Consider the following 24,152-nt stretch of genomic DNA (forward strand, 5'->3'; position numbering starts at 1 on the left):
GGGCGCGGCAGGCGCAAGGCGCCTGGGCTACTGTCAGAACATTGTATACTTTAATCTTTAAGCGACGATCCGTGGAAACCCCACCTGAAGCGTCAGCAAAAAGGCTCCCGCGCGGGAGCCTTTTAGCGTCACGTCGCGCCGTTCAACTCCAGATCAGCACAGCGCAGATCGTCGAGACGAAGAGCGCCAGCACCACGGGCAGCAACAGCGCGCGCACCAGCGACAGCACATTCACCCGCGCAAACCCCGCCACCGCGATCAGCGAGGACCAGGCGATCAGCGTGCCGCCGCCCGTCCAGACGGCGCCCATCTGGCCGACCGCCGCCAGCGTCGCGGGGTCTACGCCGACGACCGGACCCAGCGCGCCGGATAACGTGCCCGTGAGCGGCAGGCCTGCGAAGCCCGAGCCGTCGATGCCGGTGATCATGCCGACCAGCAGCACACCGAAGGCGACGAGGAAGTGGTTTTCCGGGATGAGGTGCTGCGCGGCGGAGATCACCTCGAAGAGCAGGCCGGGCGCCTGCGCCGCCGGCACGCCCAGGATCTGCGCGGCCGTCTCATTGGCGCCCACGAAGAAGAAGCCCGCGATGGGCAGCACGGAACCCATCGCCTTGAAGGCGAACACGAAGCCGTCGGTCACGTGTTCCGGACAGACGTCCAGCATCTTGCGAGGGCCTTCGGCGGCCAGCGTCACCAGCATCATCACCACGAAGGCGACGCCGCCGACCAGCGCCGCCGCATCGCCGCCGCGCAGGGCGGGCAGCGACGGAAACAGCCGGGGCAGCACCATCACGGCGATCACCGCCAGGAATGCCAGCGGCGTCACCACCGCGAATACCTTCGACCAGCGGACACGGCGCTGCTCTTCCTCGCTCAGCGCGGGACCGGCGGGCAGTGCGGGATCGGCGCCCATCGTGCCGCGGGCAAGTTCCGCCTTGTCGAACGAGCCGGCCTGTTCCATGCGCGCCAGGCTGCCGTCCTGCGCGCGGGCCTGCCAGGCCGTCAGCAGTGCAGGATCGGCCGGCACGATGTGACGGCGCACCAGCAGGTAGGCCGCCACCAGCGCGATCCCGCCGGTGATCAAGGACAGCACGAGCGCGCGGTCGGCCACGACGGCGGCGCTGACGGCCGCCCCCGCCGCCTTGGCGCTGATGCTCGGCGCCACGCCGATCACGTAATCCGACGACAAGGCCATCCCCTGCCCCGCGATCGCGATGGCCATGGCGCCGGCCAGCGGCGGCAGCCCGGCCGCGATGGCCGCCGGCAGCAGGATGGCGGACACCAGCGGCACGGCGGGCGTGGGCCAGAAGAACAGCGAGATTACATAGGTACAGAGGGCGATGATCACGAACGACGAATGCCCGCCCCGCATGACCCGCCGAAATGGCTGGACCATGCGCACGTCCGCCTGCAGCGTCTTCAAGGAATTGAGAAGCGCCGTCATGAAGGTGATGACGAGAAAGATGTTGAAGAGCTCTTTGGCGGCGACGAAGCTGGCGGAAAAGATGCCGATCAGCCCGCTGATCGGATTGCCCGTGATCGCCAGCACGACCAGGAATGTACCGATGACGGAAGGCACCACGACATTGGCGCGCAGGATCATCGTCAGGATGATGGCGGCCACACTGATCAGGTAAATCCAATGAGCGGCAGTGAGCACGACGTCGGATTGCATGCGCTATTCCCCTTGTATGCGTGGCTGTTGGGTCGCCACACTCGGTATACTATATTTCGTTAGTAGTCATACCAACCGAAATATGCGCCGCCTAGGGAAACCGATAGTGCGGGTTTCAGCCTGATTTTCAGCTGAAAATCAAGGGATTACCCGGAGTTTTTGGAATTTTGCGATCAGCGTCCGAATTCATCGATAGACTATCGTATACATAAATTACAAAGCCCTCAGGCATGTTGTCCTCCCTGATAACCACCGATCTGTGGCATTACGCCGCCATGGCAGCCGTCGTGTTTGGCGCGGCCGTCGCCCAAGGCGTGGGCGGCGTGGGGTTTGCGATGTTCGCCGCACCCGTCGCCGCCATGTTCTTCCCGCAATTGGCGCCTGGCCCGCTTCTGACCCTGGGCGGCTTCATTTCGCTCTTGACCGCCCTGCGCGAGCGGGCCGCCATCGATTGGCCCGCCGTCTCCTACGCCCTAGCCGGGCGCGCCGTCGGCACCCTGATCGCGATCTACGCCATGGCGCGCTTTGCGCCCCAGGCGCTGGGCGTGCTTTTTGCCTGCATGATCCTGGCCGCCGTCGCGCTCAGCGTGGCGGGACTGAAGTTCTCCGCGACGCCGGGCCGGGTGTCCGGGGCGGGCGTGGCCTCGGGGATCATGGGCACGATGACGTCGGTGGGCGCCCCGCCCATCGCCATCGTGCTGCAGCACGCCGCGCCGCCGCGGCTGCGTGCCACGCTGGGCATGGTGCTCTTTCTGGGATCCATTTTTTCGCTCGCCATGCTGGCGCTGGCCAAGCGCTACACGGGTTATCACGCCGGGCTGGCGCTCAGCCTGGCGCCGTTTCTGCTGGCCGGATTCGCCGTCTCCAGCCGGCTGCGCACCCTGCTGCCTCCCCGCGCGGTGCGCGGTGTGCTGCTCGTCGCCTGCGCCATGGGCGCGGTGGGCGTGCTGGTGAAGTCATTCTGGGTGCACTGATGCGGCAAACCGCCAGCGACGGACGGCTACACCCGGTAATACAATGCCGACTATATCCATTACGCCAAACCTGCTCGCCATGACAACCTCCCCCGTCAGTCCGCAAGCCGTCGAGACGCAGCATTCCTCCCCGCTGAAGATCGGCGAGCAGCACCCGCAGTTGTTTGCCGTCATCCGCGACAAGCTGCGCGAACGCATCCTGAGCGGCGAGTTCACGCCCGGCGACCGCCTGGTGGAAGGCCGCCTGTCCGAAGAAATGGGTGTATCCCGTATTCCGGTGCGCGAGGCGTTGCGGGCGCTGGCCGCCGAAGGCCTGGTCACGATCGAGCCGCGGCGCGGCGCGTCGGTGTCGGTGCTATCCGATGCCGTGGCCTACGACATGGTGGAAGTGCGCGCCACGCTGGAAGGTCTGAACGCCAAGCTGGCCGCGCAGCGCCGCGACGAAAAGACAGTGGAGCGCCTGCAGGCGTTTCTGCGCGAAGGCACGGAAGCCGCGCGCGACGAGAAACTGGACAAGTTCCTGGCGCTCAATTCGCAGTTCCATGAAATGCTGGCCACGATCGGCGGCAACGTGGTGCTGACCGACCTGATGCGCTCGCTGCGCGACCGCACCGCCCTGCTGTTCGCGCCCAGCAACATGCGCCGCGCCAAGCAGAACTGGGACGAGCATTCGCAGATCCTGAATGCCGTCATCGCGGGCAACGGCGATCTGGCGGCGCTGCTGGCCAGCCAGCACGTGCACAACGCGGCCAAGGCCTACACCGAGGCGCAGCAGCCGCCACAGCAGGCGTCGGTGGCCTGAGCGCCTGACCCCTGACGAGCGGCTGTCACCGCCGCCGCGCCGGCGCCGGGGCGCCCCCGCCATCCGCTCATCCCGTCGTGGCCGTTTCCACCGCGCCCGGCGCCGCGCCGACCACGATCCCCTTGCCGTTCTGCACCACCCACGACACCTTCACGTCGCCATTCACGAACGTCTGGCAGGCCATGCGGTAGCCGGCCTCGAAGTCTTCCGGCCGCAGGTGCTTGCGCTCCTTTGGCTTGATGGCGTCGGTGTTTTCCAGCCCCTCTTCGATCCGGCATTTGCAGGTGCCGCACAGGCCGCCCCCGCACTTGAACGGGATGCCGCCCTTTTCCTTGAGCGACACGCGCAACAGGTTGCTGTTTTCCGGCGCGGTGGCGACCATGCCGCCGTTGGATAGGAACGTGATCTGGACCATATATTCAGTGCTCCGCGGCGCGCACGCCGGACCGCAGCGTCAGCGTCGACGCCATGCTGCCAAAACGCGTCAGGTGCGCCAGCTCCTTGCGGGCCGCGTCCACCGACGAGAACTTCTCCAGAAACTTGGACGGCACGTGGTTGACCACGTAGGGCGGCGTTTCCTCGGTGACCACCAGCTTGATCTCACGGTCCAGGCGGGCAATGCTGAACACCGCCAGCGCGCGCCCGTAGAACACGTAGTCGTAGGTCTCGATGATGTCGGCGCCGTCGCCCGCCTCGGTGCGGAAGACGCCGGGCTTGGAGGTCAGGATCACATAGGTGGATTGCGCCGCCATCATGCCTCCACGTCCTGCGACAGCTCGATGTCGCTGCTCAGCCAAAGCTGGCATGCCAGCCGGTAGCCCTGGTCGACACGGTCGCCCAGCTGCTTCTTTTCCTTCCAGTTCACCGGCGGCAGATGCTCAGCCCCGGCGATGATGCGGCACGCGCACTTGGCGCACTTGCCCATGCCGCATTCATAGCGCAGATGCGGAAACGGAAACTGCTTGATGCCGGCCCGCACCACCAGGTTGGTGTTGTCCTTCACCACGTCGGTGTAGGTCTGGCCGCCTTTATGAAACACAACGGTAGGCATGAGGTCTTCGTCCAGGTTTTGCGGTGCGGCCACCGCCCGGCCGGGCTGGGCGGGCCGGGCGGGTTCGGGCGATCAGGCGGCAAGGCCCAGTTCGGGCAGCTTGATCTCGTCCTGCACGTAGTCGGTGTAGAGCGCCGTGGTGTACAGCAGCCGCATCTGCGCGCCGATCTCGCAGATCTTCAGGCAGCGCTGCTGCAGGTCCACCGTGTTGGCGTGCTCCAGCACGATCTGATAGCCGCGTTCGCCATGGATCTCGTCGGACACGATGTGCAGGTCGAAGAACTCCACTTCCTCGTCGGTGAAGCCGTACTTCTCGCGCAGGGTCGGCGTCTGCTTGCGGTAGATGGAGGGCACCTGCGATTCCAGGCCCACCACCAGGCCGGCCACCGCGACGATCGGATCCTCGCGCATGGCCACGGCATAACACCAGCTTTGCAGCGCGCGCGTCGTGGGCGACATGTTGTCCGGATTGGTGACCCGTTCGCGGGTGGTGCCGCAGGCTTCGGCAAAGCGGATCAGCAGGTCGGTGTGGCGGTCTCCGCCGATTTCCTCTTCGTACATGTTGGCCAGCAGGAAATCCTTGGCCTCGGTATAGGTGTCCGGCGTGCGGGCGTACAGGTAGCCCAGGTAGTCGGCAAAGGGGCCGACATAGTGATAGTGGTTCTCGGCCCAGCGCGACAGATGCTCGCGGCTCAGCTTGCCTTCGGCCCAGGCGATCGAAAAGGGCGACGCGTTGGCGCTCTTGCCCTTGATCGCGTTTTCCAGCGCCGTGCGGAATTCATCTCGGTTCATCAGTTCTGCCATGACTCGCTCCAGGTCCAGTGGGAGTAATTCCAGGCCTGTGTCAGCCCGGGCATGATGAACATTGTATACCGTCTACTGTTTTGAACCGCTAGGGCAATCCCGGAGTTCCTCGCTTAAAGGGGGACAGTTTCAACCAGATCAAGCACTTACCATCCATGAGGCGAATTGGACCGGAGCGTGCCGAAGGCGTACAATGAATACAATTTCAACGCAATACGGAAATACCATGAACACCCGCCACCCGCTGGGCGACGCCCCGATCGGTCAACAACTGCTCACCCACTACGCTCGCCGCGACGCCGTGCGCCACGCCACGCCGCTGTTCCCGTCATCCTGGGCCGAATTGCTGGCCCCGTTCCGCAACGCGCGTCTGCAACCGCTCCGCGCAGCCGCACCCGCCGCACGCACGCAACGCGACGACACGGTCTGCCAAGCTGGCTGAAGGAAAAGCCCGGGACTGAATGTCCCGGCTTGAAATGGCCGGGATTGAAACACCCCGGCTAGAACGCACGGGACGTCTTCCCGGACGAGCGAAGCGCCGTTAGCGCTGTTAGCCCCGCTAGCGCTGTTAGCCCCGTCAGCGCCGTGCGCGCAGGCTGACCTGCATCCGGGCGTTTTGCTGCGCCGCGTTCCGCTGACGCCGGGCATTGCCGCCGGCAAGCACCAGCACAATCGCAAAGCCTACGGTATAGGCCAGCACGTCCCACCAATCCGGCACGCTGCCGAACACCACGCGCAGCACCGGCTGCTCGATGCGCCAGCCAAAGTGTCGCGCCAGGTATTGGCCCAGTTCGACCGCATACCCCGTGAACAGCGCCGCCAGCGCCAGCGGCAGCACGCCCGCTCGAACAAAGCTGCGGTACAGCAGATAGGCCCAGCCCACCGCCACCACGTCCCCCACGAATCCACGCAGGAAGGGATAGGGCGCGCCCACGGTGGCGATCAGCGCCAGTACGGCGGTCACGGCAAGCAGGGCGGCGAACGCGCGCCCGTTGAAAGTCAAAGTCATTGAATCAGCAAACGTAAATAGTGAAACAGGGAGGCGCGCGCCTGCGTTCGCGGCGGCTGCGCATCGCTGCCTGAATTCGCGCAAGAATCCGCACACGCAGCGCTGCTAAGCCCGCGCCCCGGCCGGTAACAAGGGCAGCGCGCAGGTTACCGGAAAAGCGCGGGCCGCCCTCCTCGACCGCCTGCCTTGGGCGTACCATGGAGCGACCCCGACCCAGCCCAGAACGGGCGCGATCCTCGCGTCCGGCCACGTTCCCATGCTGCAGCCCGTTTCGGCTTCGACCGATCTGCCGGCGGCCCCACCGGCCGCGCCCGCGCCTGTCCTCCAGGTCAGCACGCTTTCCCCCCTCGCCTTTCCCGCCTTTCGCATCATCTGGATCGCCAACCTGTTTGCCAACCTGGGCACCTGGGCGCAATCGGTGGCCGCCGCGTGGGTCATCACCACGGAGCAGAGCAGCCCGCTGATGGTCGCGATGATCCAGGTGGCGGCGGCGTTTCCGCTGGTCGCCCTGTCGATCCTGACCGGGGTGCTGGCCGACAACCACGACCGGCGCCGCGTCATGCTTGCGGGCATGCTGCTGGAGCTGGCGGGCGGGGTCTTCATCACCATCCTGGCCTTCGCGGGGCTGCTGCACCCCATCACGCTGATTGCATCCGTGTTCTGCATCGCCATCGGCAGCGCGATCGTCACGCCCGCATGGCAGGCCGCCGTGGGCGAACAGGTGCCGCGCGAGCACGTCGGCAGCGCCGTGCTGCTGAACAGCGTCAACTTCAACGTCGCGCGGGCGGTGGGGCCGGCCATCGGCGGCCTGCTGCTGGGCGCGTTGGGCACGTCCTGGGTCTTTCTGCTGAACTGTTTCTGCTACGCCGGGCTGATCTGGGCGATCTGGCGCTGGAAGCGCGACCTGCCCGTGCGCAGGCTCCCGCCCGAAGGCCTCTTTGAAGGCGTGGTCGCCGCGCTGCGCTACACGCAGCATTCGACGGTGACGCGCGTGGTGATGCTGCGCTCGTTCGCCTTCGGCCTGTCCGCCAGCGCGCTGTGGGCGCTGTTGCCGCTCTTGGCGCACGAGCACGAAAGCGGCAGCGCGCTGCTGTACGGCTACATGCTTGGCGCGCTGGGCGTGGGCGCCATCCTGGGCAGCGTGGTGGTGCGCCGGGCGCGCGCGGCGTGGGGATCCGGCGGCCTGATCAGCGTGGCCGCAGCGCTGCTGGCCGCCTGTCTGCTGGCGCTGGGCCTCACCGATACGCTGTGGGTCGCGTTTCCGGCGCTGCTCCTGTCGGGCGGCTGCTGGATCGGCGTGCTGGCCACCTACAACACGACCGTGCAGCTTCTGGTGCCGGACTGGGTGAAGGCGCGCGCGCTGGCGCTGTATCAGACCGCGATCTTCGGCGGCCTGGCGGCGGGCTCGTTCATGTGGGGTCACTTCGCGGGCACGATGGGCGTGTCCGGCGCGATGTCGGCCGCCGGCATCGTGCTGGGCGTGACCGTGGCGCTGCTGTACCGCTCGCGTCTGCCGGAACAGGTGGACGCGCGGTCGCTGACGCGCGCCGACGACACCGAACCGGCCATGGCCGCCGCCGGCTTCAACACGCAGCGCGGCGCGGTGCTGGTCGCCGTGGAATACCTGATCAACCCGGACAAGCTGGCCGCGCTGATCCATGCCGCCCGGCCGCTGCGCCTCTTGCGGCTGCGCAATGGCGCGCAGCAGTGGCAGCTGTTCCGCGACCTGGAGCGCGAGGGCGTCTGGCGCGAGGTCTTTCTGGTGGAAAGCTGGATGCAGTACCTGCGGATGATCGACCGCATGACGCTGGCCGACAAGATGGTGCTGGACGAGGTGCGCGCCTTGCATGCGGACGACAAGCCGCCGGTGGTGTCGCGCAACGTCAGCTACCTGGCCATGAACGAGGCGCAGGGTTTCTCGCTGCGCCGCGCCCCCGATTCCCAATGACGCGCGAGGCCCGACCATGCTTACCTCTCTGTGGCGCAATTGGCGGACCTGGCGGCGTGGCGGGTCGCAGCTTGACGTCATCCTGTCCAACGCCGACCCCCAAGCCCCGCTGGCCGAACGGAATCTGTGGCTGGTCGACCTTGGCCGCTGGCTGAACCGTCCGGACGGCGAACCGGCACGGGAAGACGGGCGCGACCCGCGTCACGCCCGCCTGCGCTACCTGTTGCAGGTGCTGGAACGCAATCCCGCTGTTGCGGCGCGCACGGCGGCCACGCTGCGCTCGGTGCTGGTGGACAACGACCCCACCGCGCTCCTGTGCGACACCGGCGTGGCGTCACGCCCCGGCTTCTGGGGTGAATTGTGGCGCCGCGTCGTCGCCTGGATGCTGCCGCCGACCGTCAATCAGGGCGATATGTCGGGCCTCTTCACGCTGCTGTTTCGCCGCGCCGGCGACGCGCAATGGATCGAATCGCTGGACGACGAGACGCTGGCGCGCGTGCGCGCGCTGCTGCGTCTGAAAGAGGACGACCCGGCAAAAGAACCCGATGCGTTATCGGCCCCCACGCCCGAGGCGCTTGCCCGGCGGCTGGACCAGGCACTGACCAGCAGCATGCAGGTGCTCGTCAGCCAGGTGGGCGCCGTCGGACTCAGCCAGGATATCCGCTCCCGTGTGCCGGGCCGCGTCGAAGAATCGCCGTTCTTCACGCTGGAGGGCACCGCGGCAGAACTCTTCGACAGCACACCGGACACGCCGCGCGAGGTGGTGGGCCAGCGCCTGAACGTGCTGCGCGCCTTGCTGGACGACTGCCGCGCGGCCGGCGACGCCGTCTATGAAGAACTCAAGCGCAATGGCGTCGCGGTCGACGTGGTCTACCAGATCGAGTGCATGAAGCTGCGCCTGGCGCGCATCGAACTGCTGCTGGGCGTGTGGATCGACCCCACGCAACGCCACCGGTACGCGCACCTGATGGCCGAGCTGATCCGGTGCACATTGGCCCGCAGCAGCATCCGGCATCTGGCGGCGTCGTCGCTCTTGCAGTTGGCGCGCCGCGTGATGGACCGCAGCGCGGAGACCGGCGAACACTACATCGCCCGCGACACGCTGGAATACATGGACATGCTGAAGGCGTCCATGGGCGGCGGCTTCGTCGTGGCGTTCACGGTGTACGTCAAGTTCATCATCACGTCGGCCCACCTGGACAAATGGATGGAAGGCCTGCTGAACGCACTGAACTACGCCGGCAGTTTTCTCGTGATCCAGTTCGCGCATTTCACGCTGGCCACCAAGCAGCCGGCCATGACCGGGCCTGCGCTTGCCCGCCGGCTGGACGCGGCCTACTCGCCCGACGGGCGCGAGGCCTTCGTCGACGACACGCTGGCGATGCTGCGTTCGAACGCCGCTGCGATCGCGGGCAACCTGGCCGTGGTGTTTCCGCTGGCCTGGGCGATTCAGTGGTTGGCCATGCGGTTTCTGGAACAGCCTTTGATCGATGCCGACAAGGCGCAAGACACGCTGCAATCGTTGTCGTTCTGGGGGCCGACGCCGCTGTACGCCGCGGTGACCGGCGCATTGATCTGGGTGTCCAGCCTGATCGCAGGTTGGGCCGACAACTGGTTCGCGCTGCATCGCGTGCACGACGTGATGGCGTACGGCCGGCGCACCCGCTACCTGCTCGGGGCGCGCGGCGCCGTTCGATGGGCGGGCTTCTGGCGGCGCAATGTTTCGCAGATCGCCGCCAACGTTTCGCTGGGACTGATGCTGGGCCTGCTGCCGGCCCTCGTCAGCGCGCTGGGATCGACGCTGGAGGTCCGCCACGTGTCGCTCAGCGCCGGCCAGATCGCGGCCGCGATTGCGACGCTGGGCTGGGAGCTCGTGCATACGCAGGTGTTCTGGCTGGCCGTGGCGGGCACGGTGGCGACGGGCGCGCTGAACGTCATCGTCAGTTTTGCGCTGGCCTTCAACGTAGCGCTGGCGTCGCGCGACATGCGCCGCGACGATCGCGTGTCGCTGACTGCCGGGGTGCGCCGCCGCATCCTGCGGCGGCCTGCGGCGCTGTTCTGGCCAGTCAAGCCGCGCGCCACGCCCGTGCAATCCTGACGCGCTGCGCAGGGCAGGCCTGACTGACATGGTGCGCCTGAACGGACGCGGCTGCGGCGCCGCGTGTTCAGAACGTGATCGTGGCGGTGACCACGTCGCGGTACGTGCCGGGCCGAGGCGTCGTCTGCGCAGGCACGCGGCCATAGACCGTGAAGGTCTGATTGGCGCCCGTGCCCACGCCCGCCCGAGGCGCGCCGCCCGAGGCATCGCCCCACACGGTGCCGTAGGCCGCATCCTGGTAGAGCTGATAGCTCACGGTGTCGGCGGCGGTCGTGTGCTTCATTTTGCGCGCCAGCACGTTGCCGGCGACCGAGCCGCCATTCAACGCCAGGGAGAAGGCGTTGGCGTTGGTGCATCGGACGGTGATCTGGCTGTTGGCCGTGACCGCGGCGCTCAACACGCCGCGCGGGGGAAACGCCATGTCCGTCGCGTTGATGGTGCAGTTCTTCTGCACGGTCGTGCGCACCACCAGCGGAATCGTGATGCGCTGCGTCGGCGCCGCCAGCGGGCAGTTGGACAGGCCCGACAGCAGGCCGAACAGCACGTCCAGCGTGCCGGTGGTGGTGTAGGTTTCGCTGTAGACCGTGTTGGCGTTGTTCACGGTTCTCACTGTAGACTGCCCGCCCGGCAGCTTGCCGTAGAACCGGAAGGTGGTCGACACGTTGCCGCCCCCCAGCAGCGGGCCGGTGAGCGTCTGCGACGTCGGTTGCCCGGCCGTCGCCGCGCCCCATATCTGCGTCCGCGCCGCGTCCGTGTACAGGTTGTAGTTCATGCGGTTCGTGCCCGCGCCCAGGGCGCGCGCGGCGATGGACGGACTGGTGTTGCCCACCCCCAGGCTGAAGCACAGCCGCGCGCCGATGGCGAGCAGCGAAAAATTGCAGGTCACGGCAACCGTTCCGTCCGCCACCGTGTCGCCCGGCAGCAGCGGATTGACCGTGCCGAAGTCCAGCGTGGCAGTCGTGCCGGCCGACAGCGCGCAGGTGTTAGCCTGCGCCGAGCCGGCGTAGCCCGCGCAGACGCCCATGGCGGCAAGCAGCAGGCCGATTCTCATGGTTGCCCCCTTTCCAACGGCTCGCACACGATCGGTCCCAGCGTCGGCAGCGGATCGGCATCCGAGTGCGCGTAATCGAACTCGGCCTCGCACGACACGCCACCACCGCGCACCCGCAACCGGTTGGTCGCTGCCACGTCCTCCACGAACGTCAGGCCGTCGTAGCCCACCACCGTGCGCTTGCCGCTTTCGATGTGCGCAACCTCGGCCCCGACCGGCACGAACGCCCCATCCGGCAGCGTCAGGATCACCGAGGCCGCGTCGTACTTTTCCACCTTGAACGTGGTCAGCACGCCGGCGCCGGACTGCGGCACGACGACCGCCCGCGTCGAGTCCAGCCGCACGTCCACGGGCAGGTCTTCCGGGTCGATGGAGATGCGGTTGGTCTGATAGGCGTTCAGGTCGGGCACCAGCAGATGGCCGCTGCCGTTCGTTCGGCCCAGCCGGCGGTTTTCGTGCAGCACCGCGACGTCGGCCGTGCCATCGGTGGAGACCAGCGCGAAGCTGTCGTTGATGCGGCGCGACGGGATCACGGCGCTGTCCATCATCACCAGCGACCCCGAGGCCTGCACCGACGCCTGCGTGCGGCCGCCATAGTCCTGCACCAGCCCGCTGACCAGCCCGTACTGGCCCAGATACTGAAGTTGGCCCTGGTTGAGCTGCATGCCGCCGCTGCGGCCGTTCTGCACTGCCCACCCCCAGCCGCCCTCATAGGGCACGCTGCTCTGCGCGTTGACGCTGTAAGTGTCCTCGCCGCCCTGGCGGCCGACCGACACGCCGGCCTGCGCGCGTTCGCCCAGCATCACCGCCAGACCCAGGAACACGCCTTCCGAATTCGATTGCGAAAAGTCCTTGTACGCGCTCAGCGTCAGGACCACGCGGCTGTGCAGGTTGGCCGTGTACGAGGCCGACCCCAGCTTTGCCATCGGCACGTCCGGCATGCGGTAGCCGATGTAGCTGAGCGCCACGCTTTGCGAGCGGCTCAGCGGCATCGACACCGTCACGCGGTCGGTCTGGCGCGGCACCGGCGCGTCCTCGCGCGAGCCCAGGTCGCCGTAGTTGCCGATCAGGCGCGTGACCTGCGTGTCCACGCTGAATTCGGGCCGCACGTACTGGTACCCCAGGCTGACCTGTCCGCCGCTGTAGTCCCCGGCGCTGCCGGAAAGCGAGCTGCTCAGCACCCCAAGCTGCCCCATCTTCACCATCGCGCCGGCGCCCGCGTTGTACAGCCCCGGGCCGGCCTCGGTGTGCGCCTCCAGCGTCAGGTTGTCGGTGTAGCCGTAACGACCCGATGCCGTCAGCACCGGCTTGCTGTCATAGTCGAACGAGCGCACGCTGAACTGGCGGCGCACGAAGCCGGCCTCGACCGACCAGCTGGACAGCCCCGCCGCCAGCATCCGCGGGTCGATGTACAAGGGGACCGACGTGCTGACGGTGCGGCCCAGCGCGTCCCGCGTGATCAAGGTTGCCTGGCCCGCGCCGGTGATGCCCGGAATCTGGTTGACCACGAACGGCCCCGGCGGCACGTTGCCCGAGTACTGCTGTACGCCATTGACGAACAGCGACACCGACGACGGCACGACCGACGACGCGCTCAGCGACGACACGGGAAAGGTGACCAGGTCCGGACGCAGCGCGAAGTTGCGCCCCCATTGCACGCCGGCCACGCGTACCGAGCGCGACCAGTTCAGCGACGAGGTGATCGTGTCGCCCAGGCGCAGCGTGCGCAGTGTCTCCTGATCCGAGCGCGTCCAGAACGTGTCGTAGCGCACGTATTCATCGCCGCGGCCGCCGAAGTAGGCCGTGCCCGAATTGCTGAACACGCCATTCGAATCGAAGTAACGCTGTTCGGAATACAGCGACAGCCCGTACTCGTAGTCGGTCTGCGCATAGGCGTCGTAGTTCACCACCACGCCGCGCCCGGCAGTCGCCAGCGGCGTGGCCGGCAGTCCGCGGGTATTCACCTCGTACGGCACGCGCAACGTGTCGGGCAGCACCAGATCCACCGACTGCGCCGCCGGGTTGTACACGTAGCGCAGGCCGGCCACGGCATCCAGGCTGACTTCGCGCGTCGCGGACATGCCGATCACGGACAGGTCCACGCCCAGCGAACGCAGCGCGGCGCCGCTGACGGACAGGCGGCCATGCGTGTCGTGAAAGCGCAATAGCTGGGATGTGTTGACGCCGTTGATGCTGACCTCCAGGTACACGTCACGCTCGGCGATGCTGCCGAACGAGACCAGTTGACCGGGCACATCCGCCGCCTGGGCAGGCGCACCCAGCAGGAAGAGTGCGACTCCCAAGGCGCGTTGCCCGCGGAGACGGGTAGCGCGCACTGCCATAGACTGCCCTTCTGTGGTTGCCGGCGGGCCGAGCGGCAAGCCGGAACGCGGTCATGCGGTCAACGCGGGCTGACGGTGACCGTGTCGCCGTTGATCATTGCCCTGATCTTTACCGGCCCGGCCGCGCCCTGCTTTGCCGGAATGCTCCATTGGCGCGCCCGGTTGGCCAGCGCATAGCCCAGCAGCCCCTCCACCTCGGCCACGGGCTTGCCCGCCGCATTCAGGATCTGCAGCGCGGCCACCTGCGCATAGCGGCTGCCGCTGTTGGACAGCCTCACCACCCAGTCGCCGCCAGAGCGTTCCGCGCGCCACGCCAGCTCGGGTTCCGGAGATGGCGTCGTGCCGGACACGAACACCGGCACCGAATAACGCAGGCGCAGCACCACGCCATTCACGCCGGGCGAGGACGGGTCAGGAATTTCGTCGATGATGAGGCGGAACCCCTGCTGCAGCGACGGCGCATCCTTGGACACGCGCACCAGACGGACGAGCTGCTCGCCGCCGGGCGGCACCTGGATGATGGGTGGACTGGCCTGGATGTCGTCGGTTGGCGAGAGCACGTCGTCGCCGTCCGCCTGTTCCCAACCGTAGATGCGCACCTGCCCGTAGATCGGCGTGGACCCGGGATTGCGCAGCATGATGCCGCTTGCACCCTGCGTGGGCGCAAGCTCGACGAGCACCGGAGAGATCTGCAGGGCAGCCGCCACCGCTGCGCCGCCCCAGCCTGCCAGGCAGGCGGCAAGCAGCGCCCGAAAAAACATCCGCATCGGGCGGCCCCCTTAGAAGTAGACCGTCGCGGTAACCGTGGAAGAGTAGGTGCCGGGCGCCGGCGTGGTCTGCGCGGGCACGACGCCGTTCACCTGGATGGGCTGCGCGGCGCCGGTGCCGGTGCCGCCCACTCGCGCTGCAACGTCGGCATCGCCCCACACGACGGTCGTGCTGCCCGGTTTGTACAACTGATAAGCCACCGTCGCGGTATTGGCGCCGGTGCCGCTCAGAAATCGCTGGGCTTCCGTCGACCCCGTGCCCGTGCCCGCATTCAGGCCGACGGTATACGGGGTGGTATTGCTGCACGTAACTGACAGGTTGGTATTGCCGGTGACCGCGGTATTCAGCACGCCCTGACTGCCGAAACTGAGGTCAGTCGCGGAAATGACGCAATTGGCCGTAATGGTAAGCGTGACGTTGAAATTGGCGGTGGCGGTCTGAGCGAGCGCTATGCCGGGCGCTGCACCACCGATAAACAAACACAGCGTCGCTGCGCGCAAGGTCGGGCGTTTCATGAGGTATGCCTCCACGGTATACGGTTGCACCATCAATCCTGCTGCGGATAATCGTACGTCCAAATATTGGTATGCGGCACCAAATAGTTTCACATACCAGGGGTATTTATTACGATTATTAACGAATCGGCCTGGAATACCGCACCGCAATAATTAACCTCTCCTCAGAAACCGTGGGAATTTCCGCTGTACATATTGTTGTGATTGAATTTCCGTAGCAGTTTCATTAAGTGACAATTACCGTCTGATTATCCAATCGGATAATCGCCGCGCATGACAGGTTTAATCGGGCGCGCACATCCTGAATTGCCGCCCTGACCCGAGCCCACACTGACGCGCATGCCGTCAGACGAAGAGCCCGAATTCAAACAGCGCATTAGAATCAGTGCCTACGAATCCGGACGCACCGGCCGGACGCCTTCGCAGCGCAGCCCATTCATGCTCTCGTTCTCCCGCAGCACCGTCTATCCGGCCGGCGTCGGCCTGCCCGCCGCCGAACGGCTGGGCGCACTCATCGCCGTCATGCTGGCGGTCTGTATGGCCAGCCTGGATACGGCCATCGCCAATACCGCACTGCCGACCATCGCGCGCGACCTGCAGGCCAGCGAGGCGGGTTCCATCTGGGTCATCAGCGGCTATCAGCTGGCGATGGTGGCCGGCTTGCTGCCGGCGGCCGCGCTGGGCGAAATCCTGGGTCACCGGCGCGTCTACATCGTCGGACTCGCGGTATTCACGCTGGCCTCGCTGGCCAGCGGCCTGGCGCCGTCGCTGCCCGTGCTGGTGGCCACGCGCATTCTGCAAGGGCTGGGCGCGGCGGGCGTGATGAGCGTGAACGGCGCGCTGCTGCGCTTCATCTACCCCTCGCACATGCTGGGCCGCGGCCTGGGCCTGAACGCCATGGTGGTGGGACTATCGTTTGCCGGCGGGCCCACCGTGGCGTCGGCCATCCTGCTGCTCGGGTCCTGGCACTGGCTGTTCCTCGTCAATTTCCCCATCGGCATCCTGGCGGCGGTGCTGGCCCTGCGCGGCCTGCCCGACACCACGCGATCCGGTCACGGATTCGACGGCCTGGCCGCGCTGCTGTGCGCGATGGCGCTGGGGCTGCTTGTCCTGGCGACCAATGAACTTGCGCACGGCGCGCCGTGGCCGCGCGTGGCGCTGGAGGGCGGTCTGGCGGCGGCCAGCCTCTGGCTGCTGATGCGGCGCCAGGCCGGTCACCCCGCGCCCATCCTGGCAGTGGACCTGCTGCGCCGCCCCCTCTTTGCGCTGTCCGCGGCCACCGCCGTGTGCGCGTTCGCCGCCCAGGCGCTGGCCTTCGTGTCGCTGCCATTCCTGTTCCAGTCGGTGCTGGGCTACAGCCAGGTCCAGACGGGTTTTCTCATCACGCCATGGCCCGTCGTCGTGGCCATCATGGCGCCGATCGCGGGACGGCTGTCCGACAGCTATCCGGCGGGCATGCTGGGCGGCGTGGGGCTCGCCTTGCTGGCACTGGGCATGGCGTTGCTGGCGCTGATGCCGGCCGACCCGTCGGTGCTGGACATCTCGTGGCGCATGGCGATCTGCGGCGCGGGCTTTGGTTTTTTCCAGTCGCCCAACCTGCGCGCCATCATGACCTCGGCCCCGGCGTCGCGGGCGGGCGGCGCCAGCGGCATGATCGGCACGGTGCGCCTGCTGGGCCAAGCCACGGGTGCGGCCTTGGTCGCTGCGTGCTTCAACGTCTCGACCACGCACGGCGCCATCGCGGCCCTGTGGCTGGGCGGCCTGTGCGCCGGGCTGGCCTGCATCGCCAGCTTTGCCCGCCTGCGGTTCGACGCGAGTGAACCGGTGCAGACCCCGGCGTCGCGCTGATACGCCCGTAGCCCGATGACAACGTCATCACGCAACACTATTGCCGTTCGTGTCGATATATTCGGGCGGTGCGACGTCATAATCGTAAGATGTGCAACATCCGCTAAATAAGGTTCTGGCGGGGCCGTTGTCCTTATGCAGGCTTGCTGCACCTTTGGGACGACGCGCATGACACAGTTTCTGAAAGACATCACCATTCGCCGCATGATCCTGGGCACCTTGCTCGTGATCAGCCTCTTCATCGCCGGTTTGTCGGCCATCAGCGTCCATGGGCTGCGCAGCGCAGAGGAAGCGCTCGCAGCCAGCAACGAACTCCTGCACGAGGTATCGGCGCTTTCCCGCGTCAACGACCAGATCATGCGCGCGCGGCTGCGGCTGTCGCGCCAGCTGGAATACGTGGCCGGCGGCCAGAAAGACCAGGCCGCGGCCGAAGGGCGCAGCATCGACACCGCGCTGACCGAAGCGAAGAAGCATCAGGCGCAATTCATCGAGCTGGCCCGGCGCGACGCCCCGGCGACGTTGCTGGACGCCATGCGTTCGGGATTCGACGCGCTGGCCGACGGCATTGCCGTGCAGCGCCGGCATCTGGATGCGGGCGAGGTCGACAAGGCGCGCGCCCAGGCGTCCGGGCCGGTGGTCACCGCCAGCCGCAGCTTCGGCAAGAGCATGGAGGAATACGAGGCGTACGCGCAGGCGCGCGAAGTCCAGCTGCTGGGCAATGCCGATGCCAACCGCCGCCAGGCCTATATCGGCATGGGTGTGGTGCTGGGCATCTGCCTGCTGCTGCTGATCCTGGGCGACCGCTACGTCGTGTATTTCGTCAAGCGTCCGCTGGATTCGCTGAAGGGCCACTTCCAGCGCATCGCGGGCGGCGACCTGACCACGCCGATTCCGTCGTTCGGCAGGAACTGCGTGGGCCAGATCATCCCGTTCCTTCAGGACATGCAGGCGAGCCTGGTGCGCACCGTGCACGCCGTGCGCGACGGCGTCGTCGAGATCAATACGGGTTCCAGCGAGATCGCGGCGGGCAACCAGGACCTGTCCAGCCGCACAGAACAGCAGGCGGCGTCGCTGGAGGAAACCGCGGCCAGCATGGAACAACTGCTGTCCACCGTGACGAGCAACGCTGAAAATGCCCGCATGGCCAACGAGATGGCCGCCACCGCGTCCGAGGTGGTGCAGCGCGGCGGCGACGCCGTACAGGCCGCGGTCAGCACGATGCGCAAGATCGCGCAGGACTCCAGCCGCATCGAGGACATCGTCGGTGTGATCGACGGAATTGCGTTCCAGACCAACATCCTGGCGCTGAACGCGGCGGTGGAAGCGGCCCGCGCGGGCGAGGAAGGCAAGGGCTTTGCCGTGGTGGCCGCCGAGGTCCGGTCGCTGGCGCAGCGCAGCGCCAGCGCCGCCAAGGAAATCAAGCAATTGCTGGACGCCTCGGGCGCCACGGTGCAGGCCGGCTCGACGCAGGTCGAGGCGGCGGGCCTGACGATGACCGAGATCCTGGAGACCATCGAGCGGCTGACGATGCTGGTGAACGACATCGCCACCGCGTCCAACGAGCAGGTGACCGGAATCGACCAGGTCAATACCGCCGTCACGCAGATGGACCAGGTCACGCAGCAGAACGCGGCGCTGGTCGAGGAAGCCGCAGCGGCCGCGTCGTCGCTGGAAACGCAGGCGCAGCGGCTGCAGGCAGCGGTCAGCGCATTCCGGCTGCCGGCGCAGGGACAGGGCGGCGCGCAGCACGCGGTGCCTGCCTACGGCCAGCCGGCGCTACTGCCGGCCTGATGGGCTATTCCTTTACGTAGCAGGGATACAGCGCCTGCTGCGCCCGCGCCCGGGCGGGGTCCACCTCGAACGCCACGATGGACTCCGTATCGGTGCTTTGCGCCAGCGGCTCGCCCCCTGGCTGGAACGCAAACGCCACGCCGCCGAACACCTGGCCCTCGGGCGTGCGCCCGGCGCGGTTCGAACTGACAACGTAGCAGCCGGACACCAGCGCGGCCATGGCGCCCGCCGTCAGCCAGCGGCCGCTAGACGCGCCGCTGGCGCGTGGCACGACGATCAGCTCGGCGCCGTCTCGGCCATAGCGGCGCGCGCGTTCGTTGAACATCAGCTCGGTGCACAGCAGCACGCCGACGCGAATGCCGCCCACGTCGGCGACCTCGAATCCGTCGCGCGCGCTGTGGAACCAGGCCGCCTCGAAAAAGCCTGGTTCCTGCGGAAAATACTGTTTGTGATGCAGCGCCGCATAGTGTCCGTCCCGCAACGCGAACGCTTCATTGGCAAGCCGCCCGCCGGCAAACACGGGGCGGGACGACACGATGGCTGGCACGTTCAGCGCCGCCAGCGCGGCAAGACCGGCCTCGTGGATACGCACGGACTCGGCAGCCAGCGCGGCGTCATAGGACGGCAACGCCGCCAGCCAGGGGCCGAACGGCATCTCGTTGGTGACCAGCAGGTCGGGCGCCAACTCGTGGATGCGCTCGGCGATGCCTACCCAGTTCGCGCCTTCCGGCATCAGGCCGGCCGGGCCTTCCATCATGCAGATCCGCATGCACACCCCTTTTTCGAAGCGCCGTTGATGCGCTGTTGTCGTGGCTTCGGTGGCGCTGATGCGTTGCTTACATCCACGCGACGCGCATCAGCCCGCGCGCGGCGACAGTTCAATGACACACGCGTCGACGCCGTGTTCCGCGCTAAGACGATACTGGCCAAACCCATCCCGTCCTTCGGCGTGCAGGCAATCGTAGCGCGAGGCCAGCCGATGCTGCGCGCCGTCCAGCTCCACCGTCAGTTCTCCGCCGGCATTGAACACCAGCACGCTCGTCGCGCTGCTGTGAAACACCCAGGGCTCTGCGCCGCGCACCCATTGCAGGCGGGCGTGCCAGAGGTTGGGCGTGTAGATCAGGTTGAAGTCGCGGATGGGGCCGTCGAGCAGGCGGCATGCCACCTGTGCGTCGCCGGAAAACGCATACGCGATGCCTGGCGCCAAAGGCGGCTGGCGCTGCCCGTCCACCGTCAGCTCGATACCGCGGCCTTCCAGCACGGTGATGATCCGCTGATATCCGCCAAAGGCAGAAAAGCCGCCGTCCTGCGCGACGTCGGCCAGCGAGAGACGCCAGCCGAACGACGCGGTATGGCCGCCCGGATTGCAGGCGACTTCCTGCGTCGTGCCGCCGCCGTTGCGCCAAGGCATGCGGGGATAGTCCGCGGCCCGGTACAGCCGCACATCAGAGGGAATCATGGCCACGGATAAGTCCTGTCGGGTCGGGCGGAAGACAGGCGAAATTATAGGTGGCCGATACGGGTGGCCGATGCGGGTGACCGACGCAGCGGGGCGTCGGCGCACGCCCCGCCTGGACGCGCCCCCTCGAAATCCGTATACTCCCCCCCTGTATCGAATCGGAGCCTGCCGTGCCGCACTCCCCAGAAGAAAAGAAACGCGTTGTCACGCGCCTGCGCCGCATTCAGGGGCAGGCGTTAGCATTGGAACGCGCGGTGAACGAAGGCACGGAATGCGGCGCGCTGCTGCAGCAGCTGGCGGCGCTGCGCGGCGCCACGAACGGCCTGATGGCCGAAGTGCTGGAAAGCCATCTGCGGGAAACCTTCCTGCAGTCTACTCAGGCGAATCCGCCCGACCCCAGGCCCGAGACCGAATCGCAGATCGATGACCTCATGCGCATCGTCCGTTCCTATCTGAAATAACCCCATCTACGTGGAGCATCGCTATGAAATCACGCGCAGCAGTCGCATTCGGCCCCGGCAAGCCCCTGGAAATCGTTGAAATCGACGTCGCGCCGCCGCAGCGCGGTGAAGTGCTGGTGCAGATCACGCACACGGGCGTCTGCCACACGGACGCCTTCACGCTGAGCGGCGACGATCCCGAAGGCCTGTTCCCGGCCGTGCTGGGTCACGAAGGCGCGGGCGTGGTGGTGGAAGTGGGCGAAGGCGTGACCTCGCTGAAACCCGGCGATCACGTCATTCCGCTCTACACGGCCGAATGCCGCGAGTGCAAGTTCTGCCTGTCGGGCAAGACCAACCTGTGCCAGAAAGTGCGCGCCACGCAGGGCAAGGGCGTCATGCCGGACGGCACCTCGCGCTTCAGCTACGAAGGCAAGCCGCTTTATCACTACATGGGCTGCTCGACGTTCAGCGAATACACCGTCGTCAACGAAATCTCGCTGGCCAAGATCAACCCGGCGGCCCCGCATGAAAAAGTCTGCCTGCTGGGTTGCGGCGTGACCACCGGCATCGGCGCGGTGCACAACACCGCCAAGGTCAAGGAAGGCGACACCGTTGCGGTGTTCGGGCTGGGCGGCATCGGCCTGGCGGTCATCCAGGGTGCGGTGCAGGCCAAGGCCGGCCGCATCATCGCTGTCGACACCAACCCGAACAAATTTGTGCTGGCCAGCGCCATGGGCGCGACCGACTGCATCAATCCCAAGGACTACGACAAGCCCATCCAGGAAGTCATCGTCGAACTGACCGACGGCGGCGTGGACTTCTCGTTCGAATGCATCGGCAACGTGCACGTGATGCGCGCCGCGCTGGAATGCTGCCACAAGGGCTGGGGCGAAAGCATCATCATCGGCGTGGCCGGCGCCGGTCAGGAAATCAGCACGCGTCCGTTCCAGCTGGTGACGGGCCGCGTGTGGCGCGGCTCAGCGTTCGGCGGCGTCAAGGGCCGCACGCAGCTGCCGGGCATGGTCGAAGACGCAATGAGCGGCAAGATCGACCTCGATCCGTTCGTCACGCACACGCTGCCCCTGGACCGTATCAACGAAGCCTTCGATCTGATGCATGAAGGTAAGTCGATCCGGACGGTGATCCACTACTGACGTAAGCGTTCTCGCGGTAGACGCGTTCGGTATTGCCGACGAAGGTCGCCAGCGAGAACTCCTTGAGCGCCGTGCTGCGCGCATCCACGCCCATGGCGTGCAGCACGCCGCGGTTCGCCAGGATGTCCGACAGCGTCCGGGCCACCGATTCCGGGGACCCGGGCGGCACGATCCAGCCATTGCGACCCTCGGTGACGTTTTCTGTCAGACCGCCCACGCTCGACACGATGACCGGCTTGCCCGCGGCCATCATCTCGCGGCACGCGAACGAAATCGTCTCCAGCCGGGACGACAGCACAAACCCCACATCCAGCGCCGCCAGCACGGGCTCCACGTTGTCGAGCAGGCCGGTGAAGACCACCTGATCCTGCATGCCCAGCTCGGCCACCCGGTTGAGCATGTCATCGCCCGGCATCGCGCCGGCAATCAGGACGGCGACCTGGCTGCGCTGGCCGGCGGGCAGCAGCGACACCGCAGCCACCATGTCGATCCAGCTCTTGTAGTCCGCCGTGCCGGCATTGCTGCCGATCACCAGCCGGTCGCGCAGCGCGGGCGGCAGAAAACGCGCGCGCGCCTGGGCAGTTTCCGTGCGGCAGGCCGGGCGGTATTTCTCGGTATCCACACCGTTGTGCACCACGCGCAGATCCTCGTTGCGGAACACCGACTGCTTCATGCGCCGGAACGTGTGGCTGCACACGCAGATGACGCGGTTCGTGCCCCACTTGGCGCGCAGGCGCACGCCCAAGCTGTTGGCATCGCGGTCGTTATGCTGCGTGTACACGATGAACGGGCGCTTGCGTCCCATGCCCATGGTGGCCAGCATGCAGAGCCGGTGATCGGCCGAACCATTGACGTGGATGACATCGAACTGTTCCTGGCGGACCAGGTTGCGCAGACGGCGCAGCGCGGCAAGCTGTTCGAACAGCTTGCCCTTGAATTCGAGATCGACGGTGCGCAAGCCGGGCAGGGCCTCGGCTTCGGCCAACAGGCGGCTCTTGCGCGGCGCGCCGATCGTGACCTGCGATTTCTGGCACAGGATGCGGGCCAGCGACATCACGTACGTCGTGTGACCGCCGCCATCGCCCTGATGGAAATTGGTGTAGAGGATCTTCATGATTCGGGTCTCGTCGACGATTGCGGGGAAGGGTCTTCCAGCAAACAACTCCAATGCCGTTTTTCAAATATGTCGTCGCCAAGCCGGCTCAGCAGCGACAGGTTGTAGACCTGGACACCTCGCGCCCGCAGCAGCTTGCCGGCCTGCCGGAACGCGGGTTCGATATGTCCCGCAAACTGGCGGTCCAGCGCGGTGGGCAACTGCGCGCCGGCGCTTTCGTAGAAACGCGGGCCCGCCGTGGCCGTCAGGTCCAGCCCATGCAGGTACACCGTCTTGGCGCCCAGCCAGGCCAGCAGCTGCAACGCCGTGTAGGCCACCGTTCCGCCGCCAAACAGGCCGCGGGCGGCATTCAGGCTGAAGCCGTGCGCGTGCATCGGATGATGCGCATCGAACAACACCAATTCTTCGTCAGCCCGCAGCTGCGCCTCGAGCGCCGCAGGTTGCGCACGCGGCCGTTGCGCGCGCTGATGCACTTCCTCGAACAGTGCGATGCGGCAACGCACTGCCCGATCGTCGAACAGCAGCGCAATCCAGCGGTACACCTCGGGCGTCACAAACAACACCAGGTCCTGCGCCAGCACCTCGGCCACCAGGTCGCGGCGCTTCTTCACGAACCCCGCGTCCAGCATGGCGTAATAGTCAAACCGCAGCGCCGGATGGCGGGCGCGCAGCGCGATCGAGCCATTCACGCCCATCACGGTACGCATGCGGCATTGGGCGTAGTCGATCTGCGCGACAGAGGGGCCGCTGAGAATCAGGTGCGCATCGCCGCCGATGCCTCGCGGCAGTTCGGCCAGCGGGAAGGTCTTGGGGCCGCGCACCCCATGCAGATTGCAGCCAGTCAGACGTTCCGGTCCGTCGCGGCTGACGGTCACGAAGGGCCAAAGCGTTTCGTTATGACGCTCCGCCCTGGACCGCGTGTAGCGGTACAAGTAGCGCAGCCCCTTGGTCACGGGGCGCGAGCGCAGCAAGCGGGGGACGAGCGCAAGACGGTGCATGATGGTTGCGCGGGTGCCGCGGCGTAGCCTTACAACGGCCTGATTCTACGCAGCGCCATTTGGGAAAGCGCGAGGGGATTATGTGAGATGTAACCCTTTGAAGACTTGGACAATCCGCCCCCAAATATTCCTGATGCGGCGTCTGCTGCGGCCCCTTCTTTTACGGCAAGAAAAAATCCCATTCGCCCCCACGGGATGCCTAGGCGGCATGAGTGACATGACTCGTGCCGATGGTGTCCCCCGTATGGACGACGCGTTTGGCGGCGATTACGTTTTGCGCCAAAGAAGTCGTCGTCTGATATTGTTCCGCC

Annotated in this window: 23 protein-coding genes; 9 read left to right on the forward strand and 14 right to left on the reverse strand. The window is 66.7% G+C overall.

The genetic code is table 11. The features are described 5' to 3' along the window. Positions 1-142 precede the first annotated feature (142 nt). Entirely contained in the window at positions 143-1,675 is a 1,533-nt protein-coding gene (locus HV681_RS14625) for a hypothetical protein (protein WP_175123761.1), read from the reverse strand. Between the two features lie 230 nt (positions 1,676-1,905). Between HV681_RS14625 and HV681_RS14630 the strand changes: the two genes are divergently transcribed. Together HV681_RS14630 and HV681_RS14635 are read left to right on the forward strand one after the other, a co-directional pair. Next, positions 1,906-2,649 carry a sulfite exporter TauE/SafE family protein gene (locus HV681_RS14630; RefSeq protein ID WP_175123762.1) on the forward strand — a complete coding sequence of 248 codons (744 nt, stop codon included), beginning with the start codon at positions 1,906-1,908 and terminating at the stop codon, positions 2,647-2,649. A 79-nt stretch (positions 2,650-2,728) separates the two neighbouring features. Then, the gene (locus tag HV681_RS14635; RefSeq protein WP_105237069.1) at positions 2,729-3,451 is read left to right on the forward strand and encodes a GntR family transcriptional regulator; all 723 of its coding nucleotides are present in this window, start codon (positions 2,729-2,731) and stop codon (positions 3,449-3,451) included. Between the two features lie 67 nt (positions 3,452-3,518). Here the strand turns inward: HV681_RS14635 and HV681_RS14640 are convergent, their stop codons facing one another. The 4 genes from HV681_RS14640 to HV681_RS14655 all read right to left on the reverse strand — a co-directional run bounded on the left by HV681_RS14640 (position 3,519) and on the right by HV681_RS14655 (position 5,306). Continuing rightward, the gene (locus HV681_RS14640) at positions 3,519-3,866 is read right to left on the reverse strand and encodes a 2Fe-2S iron-sulfur cluster-binding protein (RefSeq protein ID WP_175123763.1); all 348 of its coding nucleotides are present in this window, start codon (positions 3,864-3,866) and stop codon (positions 3,519-3,521) included. A 4-nt stretch (positions 3,867-3,870) separates the two neighbouring features. Continuing rightward, entirely contained in the window at positions 3,871-4,206 is a 336-nt protein-coding gene (locus tag HV681_RS14645) for a ferredoxin (protein WP_254594973.1), read from the reverse strand. Next, complete coding sequence (locus tag HV681_RS14650) at positions 4,203-4,502, reverse strand: 2Fe-2S iron-sulfur cluster-binding protein (protein ID WP_056566926.1); 300 nt, start codon at positions 4,500-4,502, stop codon at positions 4,203-4,205. Before HV681_RS14650 ends, HV681_RS14645 begins: the two co-directional genes overlap by 4 nt. A gap of 72 nt (positions 4,503-4,574) precedes the next feature. Beyond that, positions 4,575-5,306, reverse strand: a complete 732-nt coding sequence (locus HV681_RS14655; protein ID WP_056319353.1) for an iron-containing redox enzyme family protein — start codon at positions 5,304-5,306, stop codon at positions 4,575-4,577. Positions 5,307-5,532: 226 nt separating this feature from the next. Between HV681_RS14655 and HV681_RS14660 the strand changes: the two genes are divergently transcribed. Then, positions 5,533-5,748, forward strand: coding sequence for a hypothetical protein (locus HV681_RS14660; RefSeq protein WP_105237066.1), 216 nt, complete (start codon positions 5,533-5,535; stop codon positions 5,746-5,748). A 135-nt stretch (positions 5,749-5,883) separates the two neighbouring features. Here HV681_RS14660 and HV681_RS14665 read toward each other — a convergent pair whose 3' ends face one another. After that, a complete protein-coding gene (locus tag HV681_RS14665; RefSeq protein ID WP_175123764.1) occupies positions 5,884-6,315 on the reverse strand; it encodes a ribosomal maturation YjgA family protein in 432 nt (143 codons plus the stop codon). A 256-nt stretch (positions 6,316-6,571) separates the two neighbouring features. On the opposite strand from HV681_RS14665, the gene HV681_RS14670 reads away from it, so the two are divergent. Then, entirely contained in the window at positions 6,572-8,263 is a 1,692-nt protein-coding gene (locus tag HV681_RS14670; RefSeq protein ID WP_175123765.1) for an MFS transporter, read from the forward strand. 16 nt (positions 8,264-8,279) lie between these two features. Further along, positions 8,280-10,361, forward strand: coding sequence for a site-specific recombinase (locus HV681_RS14675; protein ID WP_175123766.1), 2,082 nt, complete (start codon positions 8,280-8,282; stop codon positions 10,359-10,361). Between the two features lie 67 nt (positions 10,362-10,428). Here the strand turns inward: HV681_RS14675 and HV681_RS14680 are convergent, their stop codons facing one another. The 4 genes from HV681_RS14680 to HV681_RS14695 are packed head-to-tail and all read right to left on the reverse strand — an operon-like array spanning position 10,429 to position 15,037. Beyond that, positions 10,429-11,412 (reverse strand): Csu type fimbrial protein, encoded by a 984-nt coding sequence (locus HV681_RS14680; RefSeq protein WP_175123767.1) that lies wholly within the window; start codon positions 11,410-11,412, stop codon positions 10,429-10,431. Next, positions 11,409-13,754: a fimbria/pilus outer membrane usher protein gene (locus HV681_RS14685; RefSeq protein WP_437340384.1), complete on the reverse strand. Its 2,346-nt coding sequence runs from the start codon at positions 13,752-13,754 to the stop codon at positions 11,409-11,411. The genes HV681_RS14680 and HV681_RS14685 overlap by 4 nt, the downstream gene beginning before the upstream one ends. A gap of 59 nt (positions 13,755-13,813) precedes the next feature. After that, complete coding sequence (locus tag HV681_RS14690; protein WP_175123768.1) at positions 13,814-14,521, reverse strand: fimbrial biogenesis chaperone; 708 nt, start codon at positions 14,519-14,521, stop codon at positions 13,814-13,816. A gap of 12 nt (positions 14,522-14,533) precedes the next feature. Next, a complete protein-coding gene (locus HV681_RS14695) occupies positions 14,534-15,037 on the reverse strand; it encodes a Csu type fimbrial protein (protein ID WP_175123769.1) in 504 nt (167 codons plus the stop codon). A 438-nt stretch (positions 15,038-15,475) separates the two neighbouring features. Here HV681_RS14695 and HV681_RS14700 point away from each other — a divergent pair, with 438 nt between their 5' ends. Then, positions 15,476-16,885: an MFS transporter gene (locus HV681_RS14700; RefSeq protein ID WP_175123770.1), complete on the forward strand. Its 1,410-nt coding sequence runs from the start codon at positions 15,476-15,478 to the stop codon at positions 16,883-16,885. 168 nt (positions 16,886-17,053) lie between these two features. Next, a complete protein-coding gene (locus HV681_RS14705; RefSeq protein WP_175123771.1) occupies positions 17,054-18,676 on the forward strand; it encodes a methyl-accepting chemotaxis protein in 1,623 nt (540 codons plus the stop codon). Between the two features lie 4 nt (positions 18,677-18,680). Here HV681_RS14705 and HV681_RS14710 read toward each other — a convergent pair whose 3' ends face one another. Together HV681_RS14710 and HV681_RS14715 are read right to left on the reverse strand one after the other, a co-directional pair. After that, positions 18,681-19,445: a carbon-nitrogen hydrolase family protein gene (locus HV681_RS14710; protein ID WP_175123772.1), complete on the reverse strand. Its 765-nt coding sequence runs from the start codon at positions 19,443-19,445 to the stop codon at positions 18,681-18,683. 87 nt (positions 19,446-19,532) lie between these two features. Further along, positions 19,533-20,135, reverse strand: a complete 603-nt coding sequence (locus HV681_RS14715; protein ID WP_175123773.1) for a HutD/Ves family protein — start codon at positions 20,133-20,135, stop codon at positions 19,533-19,535. Between the two features lie 170 nt (positions 20,136-20,305). Here HV681_RS14715 and HV681_RS14720 point away from each other — a divergent pair, with 170 nt between their 5' ends. Then, complete coding sequence (locus HV681_RS14720; protein WP_175123774.1) at positions 20,306-20,596, forward strand: metal/formaldehyde-sensitive transcriptional repressor; 291 nt, start codon at positions 20,306-20,308, stop codon at positions 20,594-20,596. Positions 20,597-20,619: 23 nt separating this feature from the next. Then, complete coding sequence (locus HV681_RS14725; protein ID WP_056319378.1) at positions 20,620-21,729, forward strand: S-(hydroxymethyl)glutathione dehydrogenase/class III alcohol dehydrogenase; 1,110 nt, start codon at positions 20,620-20,622, stop codon at positions 21,727-21,729. On the opposite strand, the gene HV681_RS14730 is transcribed toward HV681_RS14725, so the two are convergent. After that, positions 21,668-22,843 (reverse strand): glycosyltransferase family 4 protein, encoded by a 1,176-nt coding sequence (locus tag HV681_RS14730; protein ID WP_175123775.1) that lies wholly within the window; start codon positions 22,841-22,843, stop codon positions 21,668-21,670. The genes HV681_RS14725 and HV681_RS14730 overlap by 62 nt on opposite strands. Next, the gene (locus HV681_RS14735; RefSeq protein WP_175123776.1) at positions 22,840-23,841 is read right to left on the reverse strand and encodes a WaaZ-like lipopolysaccharide core biosynthesis protein; all 1,002 of its coding nucleotides are present in this window, start codon (positions 23,839-23,841) and stop codon (positions 22,840-22,842) included. The genes HV681_RS14730 and HV681_RS14735 overlap by 4 nt, the downstream gene beginning before the upstream one ends. Positions 23,842-24,152: the final 311 nt, after the last annotated feature.

This window comes from Achromobacter animicus (genome assembly GCF_902859585.1).
GTDB lineage: Bacteria > Pseudomonadota > Gammaproteobacteria > Burkholderiales > Burkholderiaceae_B > Achromobacter > Achromobacter animicus.